General features: G+C 69.7%; 16 protein-coding genes and 2 pseudogenes. 9 read left to right on the forward strand and 9 right to left on the reverse strand.

Annotated elements, in window-relative coordinates; translation table 11 throughout:
- Positions 1-876: 876 nt before the first annotated feature.
- Positions 877-1,278, forward strand: a pseudogene (locus AC27LF_RS44440) (IS110 family transposase); the annotation flags it as partial.
- Positions 1,279-1,462: 184 nt separating this feature from the next.
- The gene (locus tag AC27LF_RS44445; RefSeq protein ID WP_479664932.1) at positions 1,463-1,978 is read left to right on the forward strand and encodes a transposase; all 516 of its coding nucleotides are present in this window, start codon (positions 1,463-1,465) and stop codon (positions 1,976-1,978) included.
- Between the two features lie 461 nt (positions 1,979-2,439).
- Here AC27LF_RS44445 and AC27LF_RS44450 read toward each other — a convergent pair whose 3' ends face one another.
- Positions 2,440-3,162: a GntR family transcriptional regulator gene (locus tag AC27LF_RS44450; RefSeq protein WP_479664931.1), complete on the reverse strand. Its 723-nt coding sequence runs from the start codon at positions 3,160-3,162 to the stop codon at positions 2,440-2,442.
- Between the two features lie 188 nt (positions 3,163-3,350).
- On the reverse strand, positions 3,351-4,775 hold the full coding sequence (locus AC27LF_RS44455) for an alkaline phosphatase family protein (RefSeq protein WP_479664930.1): 1,425 nt from the start codon (positions 4,773-4,775) through the stop codon (positions 3,351-3,353).
- Positions 4,776-6,185: 1,410 nt separating this feature from the next.
- Between AC27LF_RS44455 and AC27LF_RS44460 the strand changes: the two genes are divergently transcribed.
- The 6 genes from AC27LF_RS44460 to AC27LF_RS44485 all read left to right on the forward strand — a co-directional run bounded on the left by AC27LF_RS44460 (position 6,186) and on the right by AC27LF_RS44485 (position 13,161).
- On the forward strand, positions 6,186-7,787 hold the full coding sequence (locus AC27LF_RS44460; protein ID WP_479664929.1) for an ABC transporter substrate-binding protein: 1,602 nt from the start codon (positions 6,186-6,188) through the stop codon (positions 7,785-7,787).
- Positions 7,788-7,794: 7 nt separating this feature from the next.
- A complete protein-coding gene (locus AC27LF_RS44465) occupies positions 7,795-8,748 on the forward strand; it encodes an ABC transporter permease (RefSeq protein ID WP_479664928.1) in 954 nt (317 codons plus the stop codon).
- Positions 8,741-9,622: an ABC transporter permease gene (locus AC27LF_RS44470; RefSeq protein ID WP_479664927.1), complete on the forward strand. Its 882-nt coding sequence runs from the start codon at positions 8,741-8,743 to the stop codon at positions 9,620-9,622. The genes AC27LF_RS44465 and AC27LF_RS44470 overlap by 8 nt, the downstream gene beginning before the upstream one ends.
- A complete protein-coding gene (locus AC27LF_RS44475; RefSeq protein ID WP_479664926.1) occupies positions 9,619-11,517 on the forward strand; it encodes a dipeptide ABC transporter ATP-binding protein in 1,899 nt (632 codons plus the stop codon). The genes AC27LF_RS44470 and AC27LF_RS44475 overlap by 4 nt, the downstream gene beginning before the upstream one ends.
- Positions 11,518-11,917: 400 nt before the next feature.
- Positions 11,918-12,280, forward strand: a complete 363-nt coding sequence (locus tag AC27LF_RS44480) for a GntR family transcriptional regulator (RefSeq protein WP_479664925.1) — start codon at positions 11,918-11,920, stop codon at positions 12,278-12,280.
- A 116-nt stretch (positions 12,281-12,396) separates the two neighbouring features.
- Positions 12,397-13,161, forward strand: coding sequence for a site-specific integrase (locus AC27LF_RS44485; RefSeq protein WP_479664924.1), 765 nt, complete (start codon positions 12,397-12,399; stop codon positions 13,159-13,161).
- Positions 13,162-13,258: 97 nt separating this feature from the next.
- Here AC27LF_RS44485 and AC27LF_RS44490 read toward each other — a convergent pair whose 3' ends face one another.
- The 7 genes and pseudogenes from AC27LF_RS44490 to AC27LF_RS44520 all read right to left on the reverse strand — a co-directional run bounded on the left by AC27LF_RS44490 (position 13,259) and on the right by AC27LF_RS44520 (position 19,000).
- Positions 13,259-14,086: a class I SAM-dependent methyltransferase gene (locus AC27LF_RS44490; RefSeq protein WP_479664923.1), complete on the reverse strand. Its 828-nt coding sequence runs from the start codon at positions 14,084-14,086 to the stop codon at positions 13,259-13,261.
- 214 nt (positions 14,087-14,300) lie between these two features.
- The gene (locus AC27LF_RS44495) at positions 14,301-15,284 is read right to left on the reverse strand and encodes a hypothetical protein (RefSeq protein ID WP_479664922.1); all 984 of its coding nucleotides are present in this window, start codon (positions 15,282-15,284) and stop codon (positions 14,301-14,303) included.
- Positions 15,285-15,520: 236 nt separating this feature from the next.
- Positions 15,521-15,844 (reverse strand): helix-turn-helix domain-containing protein, encoded by a 324-nt coding sequence (locus AC27LF_RS44500; RefSeq protein WP_479664921.1) that lies wholly within the window; start codon positions 15,842-15,844, stop codon positions 15,521-15,523.
- Entirely contained in the window at positions 15,841-15,990 is a 150-nt protein-coding gene (locus tag AC27LF_RS44505) for a hypothetical protein (protein ID WP_479664920.1), read from the reverse strand. The genes AC27LF_RS44500 and AC27LF_RS44505 overlap by 4 nt, the downstream gene beginning before the upstream one ends.
- Positions 15,987-16,934, reverse strand: a complete 948-nt coding sequence (locus AC27LF_RS44510; protein ID WP_479664919.1) for a site-specific integrase — start codon at positions 16,932-16,934, stop codon at positions 15,987-15,989. Before AC27LF_RS44510 ends, AC27LF_RS44505 begins: the two co-directional genes overlap by 4 nt.
- A 211-nt stretch (positions 16,935-17,145) precedes the next feature.
- Positions 17,146-17,518: pseudogene (locus AC27LF_RS44515) on the reverse strand (GntR family transcriptional regulator); the annotation flags it as partial.
- A 447-nt stretch (positions 17,519-17,965) separates the two neighbouring features.
- Complete coding sequence (locus tag AC27LF_RS44520; RefSeq protein WP_479664918.1) at positions 17,966-19,000, reverse strand: sulfurtransferase; 1,035 nt, start codon at positions 18,998-19,000, stop codon at positions 17,966-17,968.
- Positions 19,001-19,250: 250 nt separating this feature from the next.
- Between AC27LF_RS44520 and AC27LF_RS44525 the strand changes: the two genes are divergently transcribed.
- The gene (locus AC27LF_RS44525) at positions 19,251-19,961 is read left to right on the forward strand and encodes a GntR family transcriptional regulator (protein ID WP_479664917.1); all 711 of its coding nucleotides are present in this window, start codon (positions 19,251-19,253) and stop codon (positions 19,959-19,961) included.
- Positions 19,962-20,090 lie beyond the last annotated feature (129 nt).

A 20,090-nucleotide genomic window follows, 5' to 3' on the forward strand; every position in this document is an offset into this window, starting at 1 on the left:
AGCGCTTACACCCCCAGGAGGTAACGGTGGCGGCCGCCCGGCGGATCAGACCGCCGCTCTGAGCACTCCGCGAGCCGCCTGCCTGTGCCAACCCGTGACCAACCGACTGTATACGTGGAGCGATTGGCTGCATGATCTTGGTGCGCAACCACCTCACCCCGCGCTTGACTCGCTGCAGTCGTTGCGACCGAGACCCTTCACTATGACGCCGTCCTGTTTCACCAGATGGGGCGCCATGGCGGGATCGAATCGAGCAGCGGGCACCGCCGGGCGGTTCTGGCTCTGCTCGTCATCACCGTGGATAATGGGCATGTACCTGACAATCCGACCTGATCCAGCGAAGCCTGGATGCGACGAACGCCGAGCTCCAGTGGTCCCTGGACTCGTATCTGATCACCTTCGCGGCTTTCCTCTTCACCGGAGGCGTCTGCGCGGACCGGTTCGGCCGCAGGAAAACCCCGGCGGCGGGAGTCGCCTTTGCGTAGCCCATCCGACCCATCAACAACCTAGGACCACCCCCCAGGTCATGCTTTCGACAGGGGGGAACAGTCATGCCGGGCCCGGAGGCCAGCGGTCCTCTTGCAGGACCGCGGAAAACATAACTGTGAGAGTTCTTCTGCGGCCCGGGATGGGTTGCTGCCAGGCTCGGCGCTCGTGATCCGGCATGACTCGCAACATAACTGGCGCCCCATCAGGGCTGCCGTGCCCCCGAGATGTCTGCCGGACGCGGGCGCCGGCCTGGCCCACCCGTTGGCTTGATCAGCAGCTTGTCCGCCGCCTCGTGGCGTGACTCATCACAGTTCCGCCACGTGGTGACTCCACCCAGGCCGACGCCATCCACGGCCCGTCCGCCCGGAGTAGAACAACCGCGTGACCATGCTCGCAGAACATGTCGACGGCGTCATCGGCGTCGATACTCACCGCGACATCCTTGCGGCAGCAGTCGTCAGCACCATCGGCGCCGTCTTGGAGACCATTGACGCATCGGCCCACGGTCGCGGCTACCAGCGCCTTCTCGACTTCGCCCGCTCGCACGTGCCTGGCCGCCGCTGTTGGGCGCTAGAAGGAACCGGCAGCTTCGGCGCCGGCCTCGCTGCCTTTCTTGAGGACGTTGGTGAACGCGTCGTCGAGGTCTGCCGCCCCAAGCGCCCGCCGGTCCGCGGAGGACGCAAGACGGACATGCTCGACGCCATCCGTGCAGCCCGCGAAGCTCTGGCCACCGAGCACGTCATCCAGCCCCGCAAACGGGGGGAACGCGAGGCCATGCGTGTGCTGCCGGCCACGCGACAGGGCGCCGTGCATGCCTCCACTGCGGCCATCAACCGGCTCAAGGCTTTGATCATCTCCGCACCGGACGACCTGCGCACCGAACTGCGTCGCCTGAGCCGAGCACAACAGGTCACCCGCTGTGCCGGCCTCCGCGACCGTCCCGCATGGTCCACCGAGCACCGCATGACCATCCGTGCCCTGCGGTCCACAGCCCAGCGCGTCCGGCACCTGCAGGCACACAGCGGCTCAGATCCTGGTCAGCTGGTCACACTCGGGCCGGTTCCGTTCCGAGGCCGCCTTCGCGTCCTTCGCCGGTGTCGCCCCGGTCCCGGCCTCCTCCGGACTGACCGACAAGCACCGGCTCAGCAGGGGAGGAGACCGCCGACTGAACCGAGCGATGCACACAATCACCCTGATCAGGACGCGGCTGGACCCCGCCACGAAGACGTACGTCGCCCGCCGCGTCAGCGAGGGGAAGAGCTCCCGCGACGCACAGCGGTGCCACAAGCGCAACATCTGCCGCCAGATCTTCAAGATCCTCGAACGACGGAGCCAACCGAATGCGGAAGAGCTCCCTCAAGCGGCCTTGACAAGACATAGCAGCCTCGGGGCGACCGTCGGCGGCTCCCGGTCGGCGAAGAGCACGACGGCACAGACGGCCTGCGCTGATGCCATCCCGCCGGCACCACACCCACCACACCACCGGTAGAAGTCGCGGCCCACCCGGCGCCAGACGTCAACGCCGTGGCATTCGGCACGAGCAACAGCGAACAGGCGCACAGCGTCGAGCAGCCCCCACGCGGCAGCCGCCACGGTCACCGCGTTCCCGACCGTGAGGGCGTTCCGAAGGTGGCGAGGAGCCGTGATCTCAACGCCACCGGCTATCACCCGCACCACTCCGCCCCGGGCATCGGCTGGACCGCGATCACCGCCCCAGCGATGTTCGCTCTCGCCGCAGGCAAGGCCCGAACTGGCGCCACCCTGGACAACCCGGTGCTCAAGGCCGAAGGCCGGGTCACCCTGATCGACGGCCTGCTGGCCGCAGCCGTCCTGCATGGTCCGGGGTCGCCCGAGACCGCCGCGGGCACGAAGCTCTGCCTGCGCTCGCGGTCCCGCGGTCGTGGCCCGACACGGCCCGGCGATGGGGGCCTCGTGTCGGCCCGGGGGCGGTCAGCCACGGGCGCCGTCGAGTTCGACGACGATGCGGGCGCCGTCGGGGCGGAACCAGGCACTGCTGCACATCAAGGCAGTTCCGGTGTGGGAGTCCCGGCTCAGACTCTCCACCAACCAGACCGGCCGGTTGTGCTCGGCATCCAGTTCGGTGGCCACCTCCGTCGGGGGCAGCACACTGCTGACCCGGCACCAGTCGCGTACCGGTACGACACCGCACATCTGCCGCAGGATCGCATCGACAGACTCCACGGCGCGCACCGCCGAGTCGAGTTCGGGCAGCAGGTCCACCGGAATCCACTCCTGGGTCCAGCTGCTGACCAGACCGTTGACATAGGTCTGCCGGGTGAGCCGGTGGGCGGGGCTGCCTTCGCTGCGCTCCAGCCGGTCGGCGACCGCCGCGTCGAGCCCGACGCGGCGGACGTCCCGCACCACCTTGCGGGGCACGCCGCCCGCGTCCAGCACGGTCTGCTGCCCCGAGGGGGGTCGGCGCCGCGACAGCACATAGTCGATGGGGCGGTTGACGAACGTGCCGACGCCACGGACCCGGCGTACCAGCAGGCGGCGCTCCAGCTCATGGAGGGCGGCGCGGGCCGTGGCACGGCCGACGCCGAAGCGTGCGGCGATCTCGTGCTCGCCGGAGATGCGGGCGTTGGCCGGCTGGTCGGCGATCTCGGCCGCGAGTACCTCGGCCATCTGTGTGTACCTGCTCTTGTCGGCCACGCCGTTGACCCTTCAGGCTGTCGTTGTCCGTACAACTGCGCGGATGCCATCGGTTCCCTGCGCGCAGGTGAACAACGGGATCACTTGTCTGCCTTTCCGGCCGCGCTCCAGCGGCAGCGAGCGGGCGGCCGGTCCGGTAGCCCGGAGATCGGGCGATTCTGACAGGCGGGCTTGGTCCGCCTCCTGTGTCAGGTTCGGTGCCTCTCGGCCGAGAGGAGGTACTGCCGCCCGGCGTATTCTTGAAAGTCTGCCGTCGTCACGTCCGCAGGGGTGCGCTCCGCGACGACCCTCCGGTCCTTCGGCAGCTCGGATCCGTCGTCGGAACCACGCGGGCTTGCTTCGCTTAGTACCCGTCCCGACATCGACGGCGGAATCGGCAGACCCATGAGTCGGCAGATCGTTGCGGGAATGTCCAGCAGATCGGCGGGAAGCGGGGATTCATGGGCGGTCCGGAAGCTCGGACCATTCAGAACGAGCGGTATGTGCATGTCGGCGGATGAGGTTGCGCCATGTCCGCCCGCGAGTTCCGCGCCGCCGCCCTGGGCGCTGTGCCCGACGCGCAGGTCACCGAGTCGATCACGGTATGTGAGCGACACATAGGCCAGCAGGCCGTCGTCGGCCCTCGGCGCGGAACGGAGGTCGGCCAGCGAAAGGACACCCGGGACACTGCTGTCCTCGGCGAATGTCGGCCCGGACCACTCGGCTGACATGACGGCGTCGAGCACCGCATCGACTTCTGCGGCTCGGAGCCGCTCGCGCGCGTACACCAGCAGCCCGCCATTGTTGTCGACGAGCTGGATGCCGTTGGACAGCTGCGGCGGAATCAGTGATGTCATCTCGGCGACGTCAACGGTGTGGGTCGCGTTCGAGAAACCGTGGTCGGCGGTCACGATGACATCGGTCTGCGGTGCCTTCTCACGGACCCGGTCGACCAGTCGGCGCAGCCGGCGGTCGATCTCCAGGAGGGCACCGTCTCCGGCTGGGCAGTCGACTCCGTTGTCATGTTGCGTGTGATCCAGTTCGCCCGACCACAAGACCGTCAGGTCGGGCATGAGTTCCGGTATGACGTAATCGACGATGAGGTCGGCTGCCCAGTCCAGTTCGGGGAAAGGGCCACCCGCCGTGTGTGGAGTGCTGCCGGCGAGTCGGCTCCGTACACTTTCGGGCCGCGCGTAGAAGGCGTCATCACGGAACGGATAGGCGCCGATGACCGCCCCGTGCCCGTCGACCGCGCCCGGATTGAGCATCAGCGTACACCCGTTGGATCCTGTGCCGACGGCGACGAGTTTGCGCCCGTGGTCCGCGAGGTGCTCCCCGAGAGTCGGCACGGGAAGCAGCCGGTCTCCGCGCACCGACCGCAGCAGATCCAGGTCGTCGAGGCGGGTGGTGTCAATGGGATGTCCACAGGTCCAGAAGCGATTGGCCGCTATGCCCGCCGCGCTGGGAGCCGCTCCTGTCGCGAGGGACGCCGCAGCGGGGAGTGTCAGTGAGGGGGCGACCGATCGCGCATGTTGGTACGACACACCGCAGCGAGCGAGTTCCGCGACGAACGGCATCTTCGTCACATCGGTCGCCCGTAGTCCGTCGACGACCATGAGGAGCGTGCTCACCATTTCGGGACCTCCAACCAAGGGTCTTGTCCGCGACAGTACTGAGCCGGACCACGGCGTCCGGGAGAAAGTCCCCGGCCCGGACGAGCACTGGTTGCTGATCGGCAGGCCGAGCGGGTGGTCTGCGAGGTGCTCACCGCCTGACCGGGCGAACGACCCCGCCAGGCCAGGGTCTTGCGGTGGCACAGGGTGCGGAAAGCCCGCAGGTCTCTGTGAGCGGCCGGGTTCGGCAGCCTGCTTCGACCCTCGCGTGTCGGGGACGCTAGGGAGGCTGGGTGGCCCGGTCGTGTCCGCCCGGTTAACGGGTCATGTTCCCTGTCGTGCGCGGCTGATCGGTTGTCGGTCCCGCTCGGGTCGGCGGGTGGCGCGCCGGTGCCTGCGGTGGTGGGGGCGGCGTAGCGGCTGTCGCCGCTTCCCGGGGACAGGGCGCGGCGGGGGAGAAAGGCGAACCGTTCAGTTCGTCGACCCGACGGCGGCCATCCCCGGCATGTGCGCCTTCCGCGGTGACCGTGAACAGGGCGCGGCCGATGCGGAGCCGGCGTTACAGCGGGCTGGGGAAACAGCTGCCGCCGCGGTGTTCTTGCCGTACGTGTCTCCGGGCGCCGGTGCGGTCGCCCCGGGCGGTGCCGGTGCGCGCGGTGGTTTCGGCTGGTTTTGAGTAGTTCCCGCAGCACCCCTGCCCGGCCGCACTGGAAGGGGTACGTGTCCGTGATCGGCATATGTGTCGCAAACGGCGCCCGCTCGTACCGGAGGACGGTTCGCACAGATGCGGCAGCCATCGCGCTGAGACGGACGAGGAGGGTTTCTCATCGCGTCGCTTTCCCGTCGCATGAAGGCAATCGTGCGGTCGAAACCTGGCCGCGTCGAACACCTGGCGATGCACACACGGCCGAGGAGGAAACGTTGCCCGCTCGTCACCGGCGTGATTTGCCGCATCCCGCACAAGGGCCGGCAGGCCACGCGGGGCCGCAGATCACCCCTGGTATCCGGCCGAGCGTTACATGCGGTCGGTCCGGTGCCAGTGCAGTTGCCTGTGCCTCTGCTGCTGCCCTGCCCTCGCCAGTCCTCTGATCGCCAGTCCTCTGATTGGCATCGGTCTGCCCAGGACCGAGGTCATCTCAGCGGCGTTCTCCCCGCTGAGCGTTGTACTCACGCTTGATCACAGAACCGGCCAGGCGCAGCACCGATGAGCCTGGCAGCCATGTGCTGGCCAGGGGGCCGGGGCAGACACCTCCGGCGGTCCCGAGGGCTCGCCGCCGTGAACTGCGCTGTTCCAGCGCCACTCCACCCCAGCTGCTCCACCTCAGCCACGCCTCAGCCACGCCCCCTTCACCACGCCCCACCCCTGACGGTTGGCCCCGATCATCCCGCTTGATACCGGATCACCCCTCTCCCCATCGAAATGAGACGTCCATGACCACACCGCGTTTTCGGCCCGCTTGGCCTCACGGTCTGCCGCGCCGACGCTTCCTCCAACTCGGTTCCGGCCTCGCCGGCTCCGCCGCGCTGACAGCCTGCGGTTCCCCCACCAGCTCCTCCGCCCCGTCGTCCAGTGGCAGGCCGGTGCACAGCACCCACGTCGGCGGCCGGGTCCGTATCGCTTTCGGCGGCACGGCTGGCACCATCAGCCTCGACCCGGCCAGCCCCAGCCGGGTCTACGAAGCGCTCGGCGCCCTCTACGGGTACCTCGTCCAGCAAGGCATGCGCGGCGAGCCCCAGCCCGATCTGGCCGTGAAGTGGTCGTCCAACGAGAGCGCCGACCGGTGGACCTTCACCCTGCGCCGAGGGGTCACCTTCCACAACGGGCAGCCGTTCACCTCGGCCGATGTCGTCTACACCTTCCGCCGCACCCTCGATCCGGCCACCGGCTCCGGAGAACTCGGCGTCCTCTCGCCCTTCCTCGACCCCGGCGGCATCACGGCGCCCGACCCGCAGACCGTCGTCTTCACACTCAAGCAGCCCCAGGCCGACTGGCCGACCATGCTGTACGCCTACCAGCTCGCGATCGTGCCCCGCGGCAGCGGAGCCGCCATCGGCAACAAGGGAGTGGGGACCGGTCCGTTCATTCTCACCTCCTTCAACGCCGACGGCGGCCGGGTCAGCCTGCGTGCCAACCCGCACTACTGGCGAGGGCGGCCACAGCTGGACGGCCTGGATGTGATCCAGATCCCTGACGCTTCGGCACGCACCAACGCACTGCTCGCCGGACAAGTGGACCTGATCTACTCGGAGTTGGTCTCGGTGGCCGATGCGGCGCGGATCAAGGCCACGAGCGGGCTCACCACCTGGGAAGTGCCTTCCGGCTACTGGTACAGCCTGGCCATGCGGTGCGACACCGCGCCGTTCACCGACGTACGGGTGCGACAGGCATTCAAAGCGGTCGTGGACGAAGGCCAGATGCTGACCCAGATCGTCCAAGGCCACGGCAAAGTGGTCGGCAACAACCCGGTGGGGCACACCGACCCCTACCGGCTGACCCAGCCCACGCCGAAGCCCGATATCGCGAAAGCCAAGCAGTTGCTCGCCGCCGCCGGCCACCCCGACGGGCTCAGCATCGAACTCGACACCTCGACGGTCGACCCGGGGTTCTCGCCGCTGACCCAGACCTTCCAGCAGCAGGCCGCCGCAGCCGGAATCCGCGTCACGCTCAAACAACACGAGCCGGCCACCTACTTCGCCAAGTACCTCGACAAAGGGCTCTTCTACGCAGACTACTGGGGTCCCCGCCCCACGCCGCAGCTCCTGAACGAAGCCTTCCTGTCGACGTCCAGCCGGAACGAAGCACACTGGACGTCACCTGCCTTCGACAAGGCCGTCATCCGGGCCGCCTCCACCACCGACATGACAGCGCGGACCCGCCACTACCACCGGGCGCAGCAGCTCATCATCGACCAGAGCGGATCGATCATCCCGATCCAGCCGAACATCATCCGCGTCGGCAACGCCAAACTCCGTAACTTCCCCGGCCGTGCCGATGGCCGGCCCGACTTCTTCACCCTGGCCGTCGAGGGATAGCCGGACGATGATCCTTCCCCTTCTCCTACGTCGGCTGGCCGGCGCGGTGCTGAGCCTGCTGCTGGTCTCGGCGCTGATCTTCGCGCTCACCCAGGTGATCCCGGGCGACGCCGCCACCGCGCTCCTGGGCCGGGAGGCGACGCCGGACCAGGTAGCGATGCTGCGCCACACGCTGCACCTGGACCGGTCGGCCACCGACCAGTTCCTGTCCTGGCTCGACGGACTGATCCACGGCGATCTCGGTGAGTCGGTGACCCACCACGCTCCCGTCGGCTCGGTGATCGGCGACCGGCTGCGCAACAGCCTCCTACTGGCCGCAGTCACCGCCCTCATCGAAATCCCCCTGGCGGTCGGGCTCGGTCTCCTCGCCGGGCTTCGCCGCAACCGCATCAGCGATCTGCTGATCTCCACCGGCACGCTGGTGGGCCTCATCGTTCCCGAGTTCGTGGTGGGCACAGTCCTGATCCTGCTGTTCGCGCTGGCGTGGCCGGTGCTGCCAGCCGTCACCACGGTTCCGGCCAACGCACCGCTGCCCGACCTGCTGAACTCGGTGTGGCTGCCGGCGACCACCCTCACCATCGCCTACGCCGGCTATCTGACCCGTACGGTCCGCTCCGCGGTCATCAACTGCCTCGACCACGACTTCGTACAGGCCGCCCGGTTGCGCGGTCTGCCCCGCAGGCGTCTGTGGCTGCACCATCTGCTGCCGTCGGCGCTCCTGCCCGCCGTCCACGCCGCCGCTCTCACCCTCGGTTCGCTGGTCGGCGGAGTGGTGGTCGTCGAGACGCTGTTCAACTACCCGGGCGTCGGGTCGCTGCTGATCTCTGCGGTCACCGACCACGACCTGCCCCTCGTCCAGGCTCTCGCGCTGGCCGGTGCCGCCGCCTGGATCGCGATCAACCTGGCCGCCGACCTACTCTCCCTCGCCCTCAACCCCCGGCTGCGAACCGCCCATGTATGAACCCATCACCCCCGCCCCTGCCCCCGTCCTCCCGATCCTGCATCGGCTGCGCCGGGCCTTCGGCCGCCGGCCGCTGCTCACCCTGGCGCTGACCGTCATCGGCGCGCACGTGCTGGTTGCCGTGCTGGCGCCACAGCTGGCGCCCGACAGTCCGGTCGCGTTGGCCGGCATCCCGTACACCGGCCCCAGCTCGGCACACTGGTTCGGTACCGACCAACTCGGCCGCGATGTGCTGTCGCGAACCCTGTACGGAGGACGACTCGCCCTGATCGTCGGCCCCTGCGCCGCCGTGATCGGCGTAGGCGCGGCCACCGTCGTCGGCAGTATCGCCGGCTACCTCGGCGGCTGGTTCGACGAGACGGTCACGCGCGTGGTCGACGGCGTCATGCCGATCCCGTCCTCTTTGATGATGCTGATCATCGTCGCCGGTTTCGGCTCCCGCGCCCCCGTTCTGCTGCTCGGTATCGCCTTCGTCTACGGCGTTCCCTGCGTGCGCGTCGTACGCGCCGCGGTGCTTGACCTCATCACGCAGGACTTCGTCCTTGCCGCCCGAGCCCGCGGCGAGAAGCGCCGCAGCATCCTGCTCCGTGAGGTCGGGCCGAACCTCCTCGATGTCGTACTCGTCGAACTGCCGATGCGCATGTCCTTCGCGATCCTGATCACCACCTCGCTGTCGTTCCTCGGCGTCGGCGCGCAACCCCCGACCGCCGACTGGGGGCTCATGATCGCCGACAACCACACCACCATCACCCAGATACCGTGGGCGACCATCCTGCCGCTTGCCGCCCTGACCTCCCTGATCCTCGCGCTCCATATCGCCGCCGACGGCACCGCGAAGGCCCTCGGCACCGACCGCACCCGGAGGCAGCCATGACCACCGACCCGCTGCTGGAGGTCCGCGACCTCACCATCGCCTTCGGCCGGCGCGACCGCGACCTCACCGTCGCCGTCAACCACGTCGACCTGGACCTCGCCGCCGGAACCAGTCTCGGTATCGCCGGCGAGAGCGGCTGCGGCAAAAGCACCCTTGCGTTGGCGATGCTCGGAGCGCTCCGTGCCACCGCGGCGCGGTGGCACGGGAGCGTGCGTTACCGCGGAGTGGACCTCTTCGGTCAGACAGAACGGCAACGCCGCATCGTCTGGGGGCACCGCGCCAGTTACGTCCCGCAGAACTCCGCCGGTTCCCTCACCCCGACCATGACCGTGGGCGGGCAACTGGTCGAAACACTCACCATCGACAACACGTTCAGCCGGCGATCGGCCCGCGAGCGCGCCGCCGAAGTGCTGGAGCAGGTACGCCTGCCCAACCCCCAGCTGATCGCACGCCGCTACCCGCATCAGCTATCCGGCGGGCAACGGCAGCGCGTCGCCATCGCCCTCGCACTGGCCCGCCGACCCGAACTCGTCGTACTCGACGAGCCCACCACCGGGCTCGACGCAAGCACCCGCACCCATCTCATCGACCTTCTCACCGAGCTGCGCGACAGCCACCGGCTCACCGTCGTCTGCGTCAGCCACGACCTGGATGTGCTCGCCCGGCTGGCCACCCACACGGCCATCATGTACGCCGGGGCGATCGCCGAACACGGCCCGACGGACGACCTCCTCACCAACCCCACGCACCCCTACACCCGCGCCCTGCTCGACGCGCGACCCCGACTCGACGCCACCTCGCCGCCGACCGGCATTCCCGGTGCGCCACCCCACCTGCGCACCGAGGACGTCACCTGCGGCTTCGCCGACCGCTGTGCACACGCCACCACCCCATGCAGCCTCCAGCCGGTGCCCACCACCGTCAACCGGCCCGGCTGGACCGTGCGTTGCCACCACCCCGGCGACCCGCGGCCGGACCGCCGTCCCCCCGTCGCAACCGTTCGGCCGCCACGCCCACCCGCCGCCCCCCAGGCGCGTCCCGACCTGCTCGCCGTCGATGCACTCAGCGCAACCTTCGCCGCCCGCCCACAGCGCAAACGGGCCCACCGGGGGACCGGCAACCAGCCACCGGCCGGGCTGCGCGATGTCACCTTCCACATCCGCACCGGAGAAACCCTCGCCCTCGTCGGCGAGTCCGGCAGCGGCAAATCCACACTCGCCCGCACCATCGCCGGACTCCACCCCCATCAACACGGCCACCTCCACCTGACCGACAGCACCCTCGCCCCCGACATCCGCCACCGCAGCCCCGACCAGCGCCGAGCCATCCAACTCGTCCTGCAACACCCCGACACAGCACTCAACCCGCGTCACACCATCGGCACCGCCCTACGTCGTGCCCTACAGCTCCACCACCCCGTACCGCCAGCCACCGCCGCCACTCGCGCGGCAGAACTACTGCACGAAGTCGGACTACCCGAAACACTGACCACCCGCTACCCGGCCCAGCTCTCCGGCGGACAGCGCCAACGCGTCTGCATCGCCCTCGCCCTGGCCGCCCAGCCCGACCTGCTCGTGTGCGACGAGGCCGTTTCGGCCCTGGACGTGTCCGTGCAGGCCGGAATACTCAGCCTGCTGCGCCGCCTGCAGAACGAGCGCGATCTCGCCATCCTGTTCATCACCCACGACCTCACCATCGCCGCGACATTCGCCGACCGCACGGCCGTGCTCCGTGACGGAGAACTGGTCGAGATCAACGACACTGCCGCCCTGTTCACCGCACCCCGCCACGACTACACCCGCACCCTGCTACGGGACATCGCCACCGGCCTGCCGCCCACCGGCCGCCCCATCACCGACCCGCAGCAAGCGGCCACCCTCAACGCCCTGCCATGACCTCCGCCCCCGCGCCGTGCACACCGCAGACACCGCCTACGACTAGCGCGGTGTCGTTCCGGCCATCCACGCGACCGACACCACCACCGCCTACGGCGGCTCCCGGATACGCCGCGAAGCCCTGCGCACCCTGGCCCAGGCCGGGCGAACAGTCCAGGAAACCGAACCTCGTAGCGGTGATCCCCGCTACTCCTCGGACCCCGTCGACCCGCGACAAAAAACTGGCATGGTAGACGTCGTTCAGTGGTGAGGACGTCCGACGAGGAAGCAGGGCGCAGGCCAATGGCCAGGGCTCAGGCAGGCGGCCGTGCCGCCGGGGTGCACCAGGAATCACCGGGCGCGACCACGTCGTCGCAGGCTCCGTTGTCCATCGACAACCTCGATGGCGGCTCGCGGCTCCATGAAGGACGCGATCGTACGGCAGTTGCGCCAGGACATCGTCTCCGGAGCGATCGCCCACGGCGAGAAGCTGTCCGAGGCCCGGTTGACGCAGCGGTTCGGCGTGAGCCGGATGCCGGTGCGCGAGGCACTCAAGGAACTTGAGGGCACCGGCTTTGTCACCATCGAGCGGCGCCGGGGCACGTTCGTCAAGCGGCTGAGCCGGCACGAGATCCTGGACCTGTTCGAGGTCCGGGAGGCCGTGGAGGGCATGGCGGCCCGGCTGTGCGCCAACCGCGCCTGCGGCGGTGCCGCACGATCGAGGGGCGGTCTCCGTGAGACCGCCCCAGCACGACTTCTTACTGCGGAAGAGCCTCTACGGTGATCACCGCGACCTGCGGCCGACGATTCCGGCCGCCCGGGCGAGGTGTACGCATTCACTGAGGCAGAGCCGGAAGGGCGGGACTGACATGACGATCGAACCGGTGACCCAGTCCGTGAGTGAGGGCGCGCTCCGGCTGCCGCGCGCCCGGGTCGTACCCCTGTCCGCCCTGCGAGCGACGGCCGGCGCCGCCCGACCGCACCAAGGCCCTGGCCGAGAACCAGATCGCCGCCCTGTGGCGCCTGGATGTCGCCCTGCGGGAGAAGACGCAGTGGAAGATGCTCTATGAGTCGGCGGCGCGGGCCGACGAGGTGCTGTGCCTGAACGTGGAGGACTTCTACCCGCAAGGCAAGCGCGGCAGGATCACCGCCAAGGGCGGGGCCACGGAGTGGATTCACTGGCAGTCCGGCACCGCCCAGTTCCTGCCCCGGCTCATCGCCCGCCGCACCCGCGGCCCGCTGTTCCTCACCGACCGCAAGGCCCCGGCCGGGACGCCGACACTCGACGTGTGCCCAGAAACCGGCCGGGCCCGGCTCTCCTACCGCCGGGCCGAAGAGATCTTCGAGGAGAACACCCGTCTCCTGGCCAACCCCCTCGCCTCACCCGAGGGCATCGAGGACGTGGACGGCTGGACACTCCACCGGCTCCGCCACAGCGCTCTCACCCACGATGCCGAGGACGGTACGTCCCCCCGATGCTGCTGGCCCGCTCCCGCCACGCCTCCGTCCGCTCCCTGGAGCGCTACGCCCGTCCAGGCGTCGACGCGGTCGCCCGGCACGTCGCGGAACGCGACCCCGCCGCACGTCGCCGCACGTGACGCCCGTCGTTTGCGGCTGGTGACAGCGTTCTTACCGGCACGTCGGCCGTGGGTTCAGCGTGACTGAGGTGCTTTCACCGGGAACCCACGGCGTTTTCGGCAGGCAGGCATGAAAGTCCGGTGGGTCCGTTGCCACTGATTCGGCAGGTCCTTCACCACTGGGCTCACTCGGCGCGCTGTCCGACACGGAGGACGCTCAGGTAACGGCGTGATGCCCGGTCGCCCATCCGCGTGCGGATGCGCTCGGCGATTGCGTCGAGCAGGGGCTCACGGACGTCGCGGTCGAGCCTCCGGTACAGCGACAACGAGCGAAGGTGATCGGCAAAGCCGTCCCCGTTGAACCACTGAACGGTTGGGCACCAGCGCACGATCGTTGGGCCGAACAATCCTCCGGGATCGTCGACCAGGCCCCAGCCCTCGTCGGTGGTGCGCACGTCGTCCTCCAGCGGTGGATGACCCCAGTCGGGGTTCCCGGGGCAGAACCGCTCAAGGAGATCCGCGGTCTCGGCGTACACCTCCGGCTCTCCCGGCCGGCGGACAACGACGTGGCCGAGCAGCGCCATCCAGCCTCCGGGACAGAGCACGTCGTGCGCTCGCTGCCAGCCGATCGACGGGTCGACCCAGTGCCACGATTGCGCAGCCACGAGAACATCGAAGCGTCGGCCGCGGTCGTCCCACTCCTCGAACGTCGACGTCTCGACTGCGACGTTACGGAAGGAGCTGATCCGGTGGCGAGCGAGTGCAGCCATTTCCAGGCCCGGCTCGATGGCGGTCACTGAGCATCCAAGTGCTGCCAGAGAGCGCGTCGCCTGACCGGTACCGCAGCCCACCTCAAGGACCGACGACTTATCGTCCATGCCGGTGACGGCGACAAGGTCCGCGAACAGCTCGTCGGGGTATCCCGGCCGGACTCGGTCGTAGAGCTCCGGCACCTCGTTGAACACCCGGCCGAGGTCGTGTGGATTCGGGCGCATCTTCGGAGCATCAGTCACGAGTGCACAAGCTATGAGGTTCGTCCACGGGGACGCCACTGGTTTAACGGCAGCTCCTCGACAGCAGTCGTGCCGGTCTTTCCTGTCTGCTCCGTCAGCATCGTTCGGTCGGGCATCTCTTTGCGGGCAGCCGTCAAGAGCGCCCGCTCTCCCTTCCGACCGCACCTCGGTGGACTCCCGTCTGGTCGTCGAGCAGGTTCTGGGCGATGGCCGCTTAGCAGCTCGCGGTGGTGTGGGACAGGTTGAAGACCAGGGCGAGGTGCAGTGGGTCGGCGCCGACGGTCAGTGCCTCGTGAAGTACCCGGTCGCCGCGGATGCGTTCGAGGTAAACGCCTTGGTGCAGCAGGTGCCGTTTAAGGTATTCGGGGCTGACGGGCCCGGTTCCCAGGGCTGTCTTCGCGTTGATCAGGACGTGCCGGTTAGGGGTCTTTGGCCAGGTGGCCCGGCGCTGGTCGAGCCAGGCCAGCAGGGTCTGGTGGGTCTGGTGGGTCAGTTCGCCGAGCCGTTGGCCGTGTCCGGCGATGGTGATCCGGCGGTTGGGCAGGTCTAGGTCGTCCAAGGTGAGGCGTCGGATGGCCGTAGCGCGGGCGGCGTGGACGGCGGCCAGGGCGACGATCAGCCGTTGCGCCGGGGTGACGGCGACCCGCTGGACGGCGAGGACCTCGGCGTTGGTCATCGGCAGCAAGTTGCGCTGGATGTCTTCGGTTTTCAGGCGGGCGGTGGGGTTGGCGAAGATCAGGCCGCGCTTCTTGGCGAAGCGGAACAGTGAGCGCAGTGCGGCGATGGCGTTGCGCCGCTGCCATCCGCGCAGGGGTGACAGCGCGGCCGTGACGTCGGTGACGGTGACCTCGCGCAGGTGCCCACGGGTCGTCGCCCAGTTCTCCAGCAGGGGGCGGACGCCGCCGAAGTAGACGTAGACGCAGGTGTGGGACCGGGGCTTGGCACGGCTGTCGCCGTCGAGCAGGGCCAGCAGCCAGGCGCGGACGTCGCTGGCGAAGCCGGCGGGCAGCTCGGCGGTGCGGTTCTCGATCCAGGAACGGACCGCCAACACGCTGTCGTCTTCCAACAGCTCCAGGTCGATGAGGACCTCGGCCACCCGAAGGCTGGAAGCGTGTCGCGGTATTCGCGCACGGACTTCGGTGAGCTTCACGGGCTTGCCGGGCGGGCATTCGCCCAGCACCACCGTCAGGCCGTCCATAGCGCACCGCACGAGTGACGGCGACCATCCATTGGCCTGGCCAAGCTGCCTGGCGTGTGCTGCGGCCGACCGCAGCACAGGGTTGTCCGAGGTGAGGGCGGGGTGCTGCCAGCGCGGCGGGGGTGGGACGCCCGCCTTGCGCCGGTAGTAGGAGCCCAGGCCCCGGCACTTGTTGTCACAGTACGCCCGGTCGCGCCGAGACCCTTCGGGCAGCGGCTTGCCACAGTGCACGCAGGTCATCGCGGTGGCAGAGACCTGCCGGTGCGAGGACGCGGGGCGATGGCGCGGGGCTGGCCCACCACGGTGGCTTGCGAGTCCGCCGCTGGCTCCGGGGCCGGCACTCGCTCCGGCTCGGGCAGCAGCAGTTCCTCGACTCCGCATCCGAGCACGGCGCAGATGACGTCCAGCTCGTCGAGCTTGACGGTGTTCGGCTGGCCGGACCACAGGCCCGACATCTTCCCCGCGCTGATCACCACGCCGCGTGCGGCGAGCATCCGCTGGAGTTCGCTGGCCTTCCAGATGCCGCGGTCGGCGGCCGCCAGACGAAGGTTCCACTTCACTGGGCCAGTCCTTTCCATCGGTCGGTGGCGCGCTGCTGTCCGGCGACCCAGGCGTCTTCGACATGGGTGCCGTGGACGTGGATATACCGGGCCGTAGTACCGGTCCAGGTATGTCCGAGTAGCTCCTGGATCGCGAACAAGGTCATGCCGGCGAGATAGAGCTGGGAGGCGCAGAAGTGCCGCAGCACGTGCGGGGTGAGCTTCCCGGCCCAGGTGGGCAGGTGCTGGGCGGCGGCGTCGGCCAGCGACCGGCGGAAGACGTCGGCGTCGCCCGCGAGCAGGAGCCGTCCCGGTTCTTGCGCTCAGAGGGGAACAGCGGGGCACCGGGCCGGGTGTGGTCGGCGTCGAAGCGGCCCCACACGTCCTCGATGAACCACACGTCCTCGATGAACCACCGCAGGTTGCGGTCGGCGCCGTTGATCAGCGGCACCAGCCGCGGCTTCGGCCCACGCCTCCGGGAGCCCTTGCCGCGCCGGACGTTGAGCTTGCCGAACCGGCCCAGCTCCCACCGGACGTCGTCCAGGTCGAGCATCCGTGCCTCGTTGATCCGCAGTCCCACGTCCGCCGCCAGCCGGGCCACCGCGTAATTACGCGCGGCCGGACCGAACTTGCGGCAGGTCACCAGCTCCTCGCGCCACCCGGCGAACAGCGCCCCGATCTCCGCTTCGCTGGGCGGGATCCGCAGCTGCGGTTCCACGGAGGCCCGCGGCCGGTTCATCTCATCCAGCGGGCACTCGACCACACGGCCGGTGAGATTGTGCAGCTCGACCTTGTGCCGCAGCTCAAGGAACTGGAAGAACACCGCCAGCGCGCCCGCCCGACCGGTCCGGGTCGAGGGCTTGGCGTCGCGGAGCACCTTGCCGAAGTAGACGTCGGCGTCGGCCGGCTCCATCTCCCACAGCGGACGGCCGAACCAGTCCCGGATCAGCTCCAGATGGTTGGTGTCGTTGCGAATCGTGCTGTCGACCAGACCGGCCGAGGCTCGCGCGAGTACGAACCCCGCCAGCACATCGGTCTCGAACTCGGCGAGCTCCTCCTCGCTCACCGGCGCCCGGTACTCACGCAGATCGCGCACTACGGCCAGAGCCAACCCACGCCTCCACGACTTCACCCAGACTGAAGGAATCCCGACAGGGATGAGGTTTGCGCACTACGGACGAGGTTGGGTCAGAACGGCCAGCAGTCACCCGAACGAGGTAACAGGCCCAGGTCCAGGCACTCTCAGTCGTGCCAGAGAGCTGTGGACGAACACGGAACTCGGGGACCATTGCTCAGACGGTCGCGGGCGCGCAGGGTCGCGTGGGGGTCGGGGCGGGGCCCATGGTGCGGACCTCGTTGGTGACCCGGCCGTGCTCGTGGAGGGTTTCCGCCAGGCCCATCAGGCGGTCGAGGCCGTGGGGATACTTGCGCGTCACGACCACGGTGCCGACGCCGGGCTGGCGTTCCACGAGGCCCTCGGCGCGCAGCAGGTCCAGGGCCTCGCGGACGGTGTTGCAGGAGGCGTCGTAGTCGGTGGCGAGAGTCGACTCATGGGCCGTCGGCGAGGATCTGGTGACGGAGGAAGTCGGCGAGCTGGCGCGCCCGGTCCGCGCGCAGCCGACGTCGCGCGCGGTGGGCGGCGACGGTGGTCGCGCCCTGGCCGGCGTGGTCTCGGATGCGGTCGGTCGGAGGCATGGCCGGAACCATACCCATCCGGGAGGGATGGTGGTGTTGCGGAACTGTTGCGCCACCTGACACATCGCCGCACACGCCGCTGACCTGGACGTTCGGCAGGCGGGAGGGAAGATCCGCCAGGGCGCCCACCGGGCGGGCTGCCCCGGTGACGAACGCCGTGTCGCCGGGGGCGCATGTCTGCGAGCCGGACGCGCGCGCCGTGGCCGGCCGCTGCCGAGGACGGTCGGCACGACGGCGTCTGCGGAGGGGAGGGGAGTGGGTTGGGGGGGTGCGCCGGTGGTTGAGGGGGTGGGCGCGGGCGGCGACGGCGGACGCGAAAGTCGCCGCGGTGGTCGGCGGGGTGTCGGCGGTGTGTTCGCGGTGGGCTTTCCGGGGTGCTGTCGTACCGTCGGCCGAGCCGCGCGGTCGCGTGCACCGCGGCGTGGCGCCCTCGCCCTTGTGCCGCTCTCAGGCGGTTCCGGTGTGGACGGGGCACCCCGGATCGGCTGTCCACTCCTCCAACGAGCCGTCGTACACGGCCAGTTCTCCGACGCCTGCCACAGTGAGGGCCAGGGCGCCCAGTGCGGCGGATATGCCGCCTCCGCAGTACAGGACGACCGGATCCTTGGGCCCTTCGGGCAACTGGTCTGCATAGGCGCTGAGTTGAGTGTCCGTCAATAGTCGCCCGCCGGGGCTCAGGGCTGCCTGGGCGGGCAGGCTCACACTCCCGGGGATACGGCCGCGCCTGCTGTAGCGGGTAGGGGTGGTCCCTTCGAAGTGCGCGGCGCTGAGGGCGCACACCAGGGTGCCTGCCGTGCGGCGCTCGCTCACCGCCCTGACGTCCTCCTTGTCGGCCCAGAGTGACGGGCGGGCGGCGTCACCGGCCGCGGCACGGGGGAACGGGTCGGCTTCGGGCGGGCGTACGGCATCCACCGGTGCGGGTACAGGCGCGGGTCCCGTCACCACCGGTGCGGGTGCGGGTGCCGTCGCCACCGGCAGCCCCGCCGCGGTCCATGCGGGCAGGCCGCCGTCCAGGACACGGGCCGGGACGCCGGCGTCCCGCAGCATCCACCACAAGCGGGCGGCCCACTGCACCGAACCCTGGTCGTACAGGACGATGGCGGTCTCCTCGGTGGCTCCCAGCGAGGCCAGCTCCCACCGGACCGCGCGGCGCGGGGGGTGGGCGAAGTGGTACGGCGCCGTCGGGTCGGTGAAGCGGGTCAGCAGATCCACGTGCCGGGAGCCCGGGATATGGGACCGGGCCCAGGCCGCGGCACCCGAGGCGGCGCGGTAGTCGCCGTCGTGGGCGGGCTGGGCCAGAGCGACCGTCGCGTCCAGCACCAGTACGGGGCAGGCGGCGTCCGCCGAGTCGGCCCCGTACGGGTCCAGGTGCGCCGGGCCGGCGTCCCGCGCGGTGCCGTGGCCCGCCGCGAGCAGGCCGGTCAGTTCGTCGACGTCGATCAGTACGTCCTCGCGGCGCGTACCGGGCGTGCCCTGGCTCATGCGGCCGCCTTTCGTGAAATCGGTCCGGGAGTTCTCGGAGGGGTGGAGCGGCGGAGACGGGCGCAACGGCGGTGTCAGTCGGATCGGCCGGCCGTGCGCCGTACACCTGCGGTAGCGGCACCCTGGGCGGCACTAGCGTATACGCATGGATACGCATCCTGTACGGTAGGCCCTGCCCGTATCCATTCTGTCGAGGTCATCACCGTCCCACGTCAGGCGAGTGACCCGTACCGGCCGACCGAGGACCGCCATGCCGAGACGCACTCCGTCCCCACCCGACTCCGGGACACCGGCCGCGCCCGTCGAAGCGGTGCCGTCCGGCTCGGAGCTGTACTGGCGGCTGCGCCGCGACGTCCTGGAGGGTCGCTTCCCGCCCGGCTCGGCCCTCATGGAGACCGCCCTGAGCAGCGACTACGGGGTGTCCCGGACGCCGATGCGGGAAGCCCTGGCACTGCTGGAGCACGACGGGCTGCTGGAGCGGGCCCAGCGCGGCTTCCGAGTCAGGTCGGGCACGGCCGAGGACGTCGTGGAGATCTACGAGGCGCGCATCGCCCTGGAGTCGGAGGCCGCGGCCTCGGCCGCGCTGCGGGCCACCGGACTCGACCTCGCCCGGCTGCGCCGCCAGCACGAGATGATCCTGGCCGCCGGCGGGAGCGACGGGGGAGCGGCCGCCCGTGCGGCCAGCTTCCGCTTCCACGAACTGCTGTGGCTGGCGGGGCACAACGCGACCATCAACGAGCTGCTGGTCAAGCTCACCGCACGGCTGCGGATCTACGACAGCGGACCGCCGTCCCCCTTCGGCGGGATCGAACCGTTGCAGCACGAGCACGACCTGATCCTGAACGCCCTGCACGACCACGATCCCGACCGGGCCCGTGAGGCCGCGCGTACGCATCTGCGCCGGAGTCTGGAGCAGCGCATCACAGCGCTGGTCGGCGACGACGGCGGCGACCAGCCGTGACCCCACGGGCGAGGGGCCGCGCTGCGCGGCACGGACCGGCTGCCCGAGGCGGTGCGACCGGCCATATGACGCCGCGGACCGCCCCCGTGCCGCCATGCGGACAGCGGATTGACCGGAATCGAATGAATG

It is taken from the genome of Streptomyces diversicolor (genome assembly GCF_057537855.1).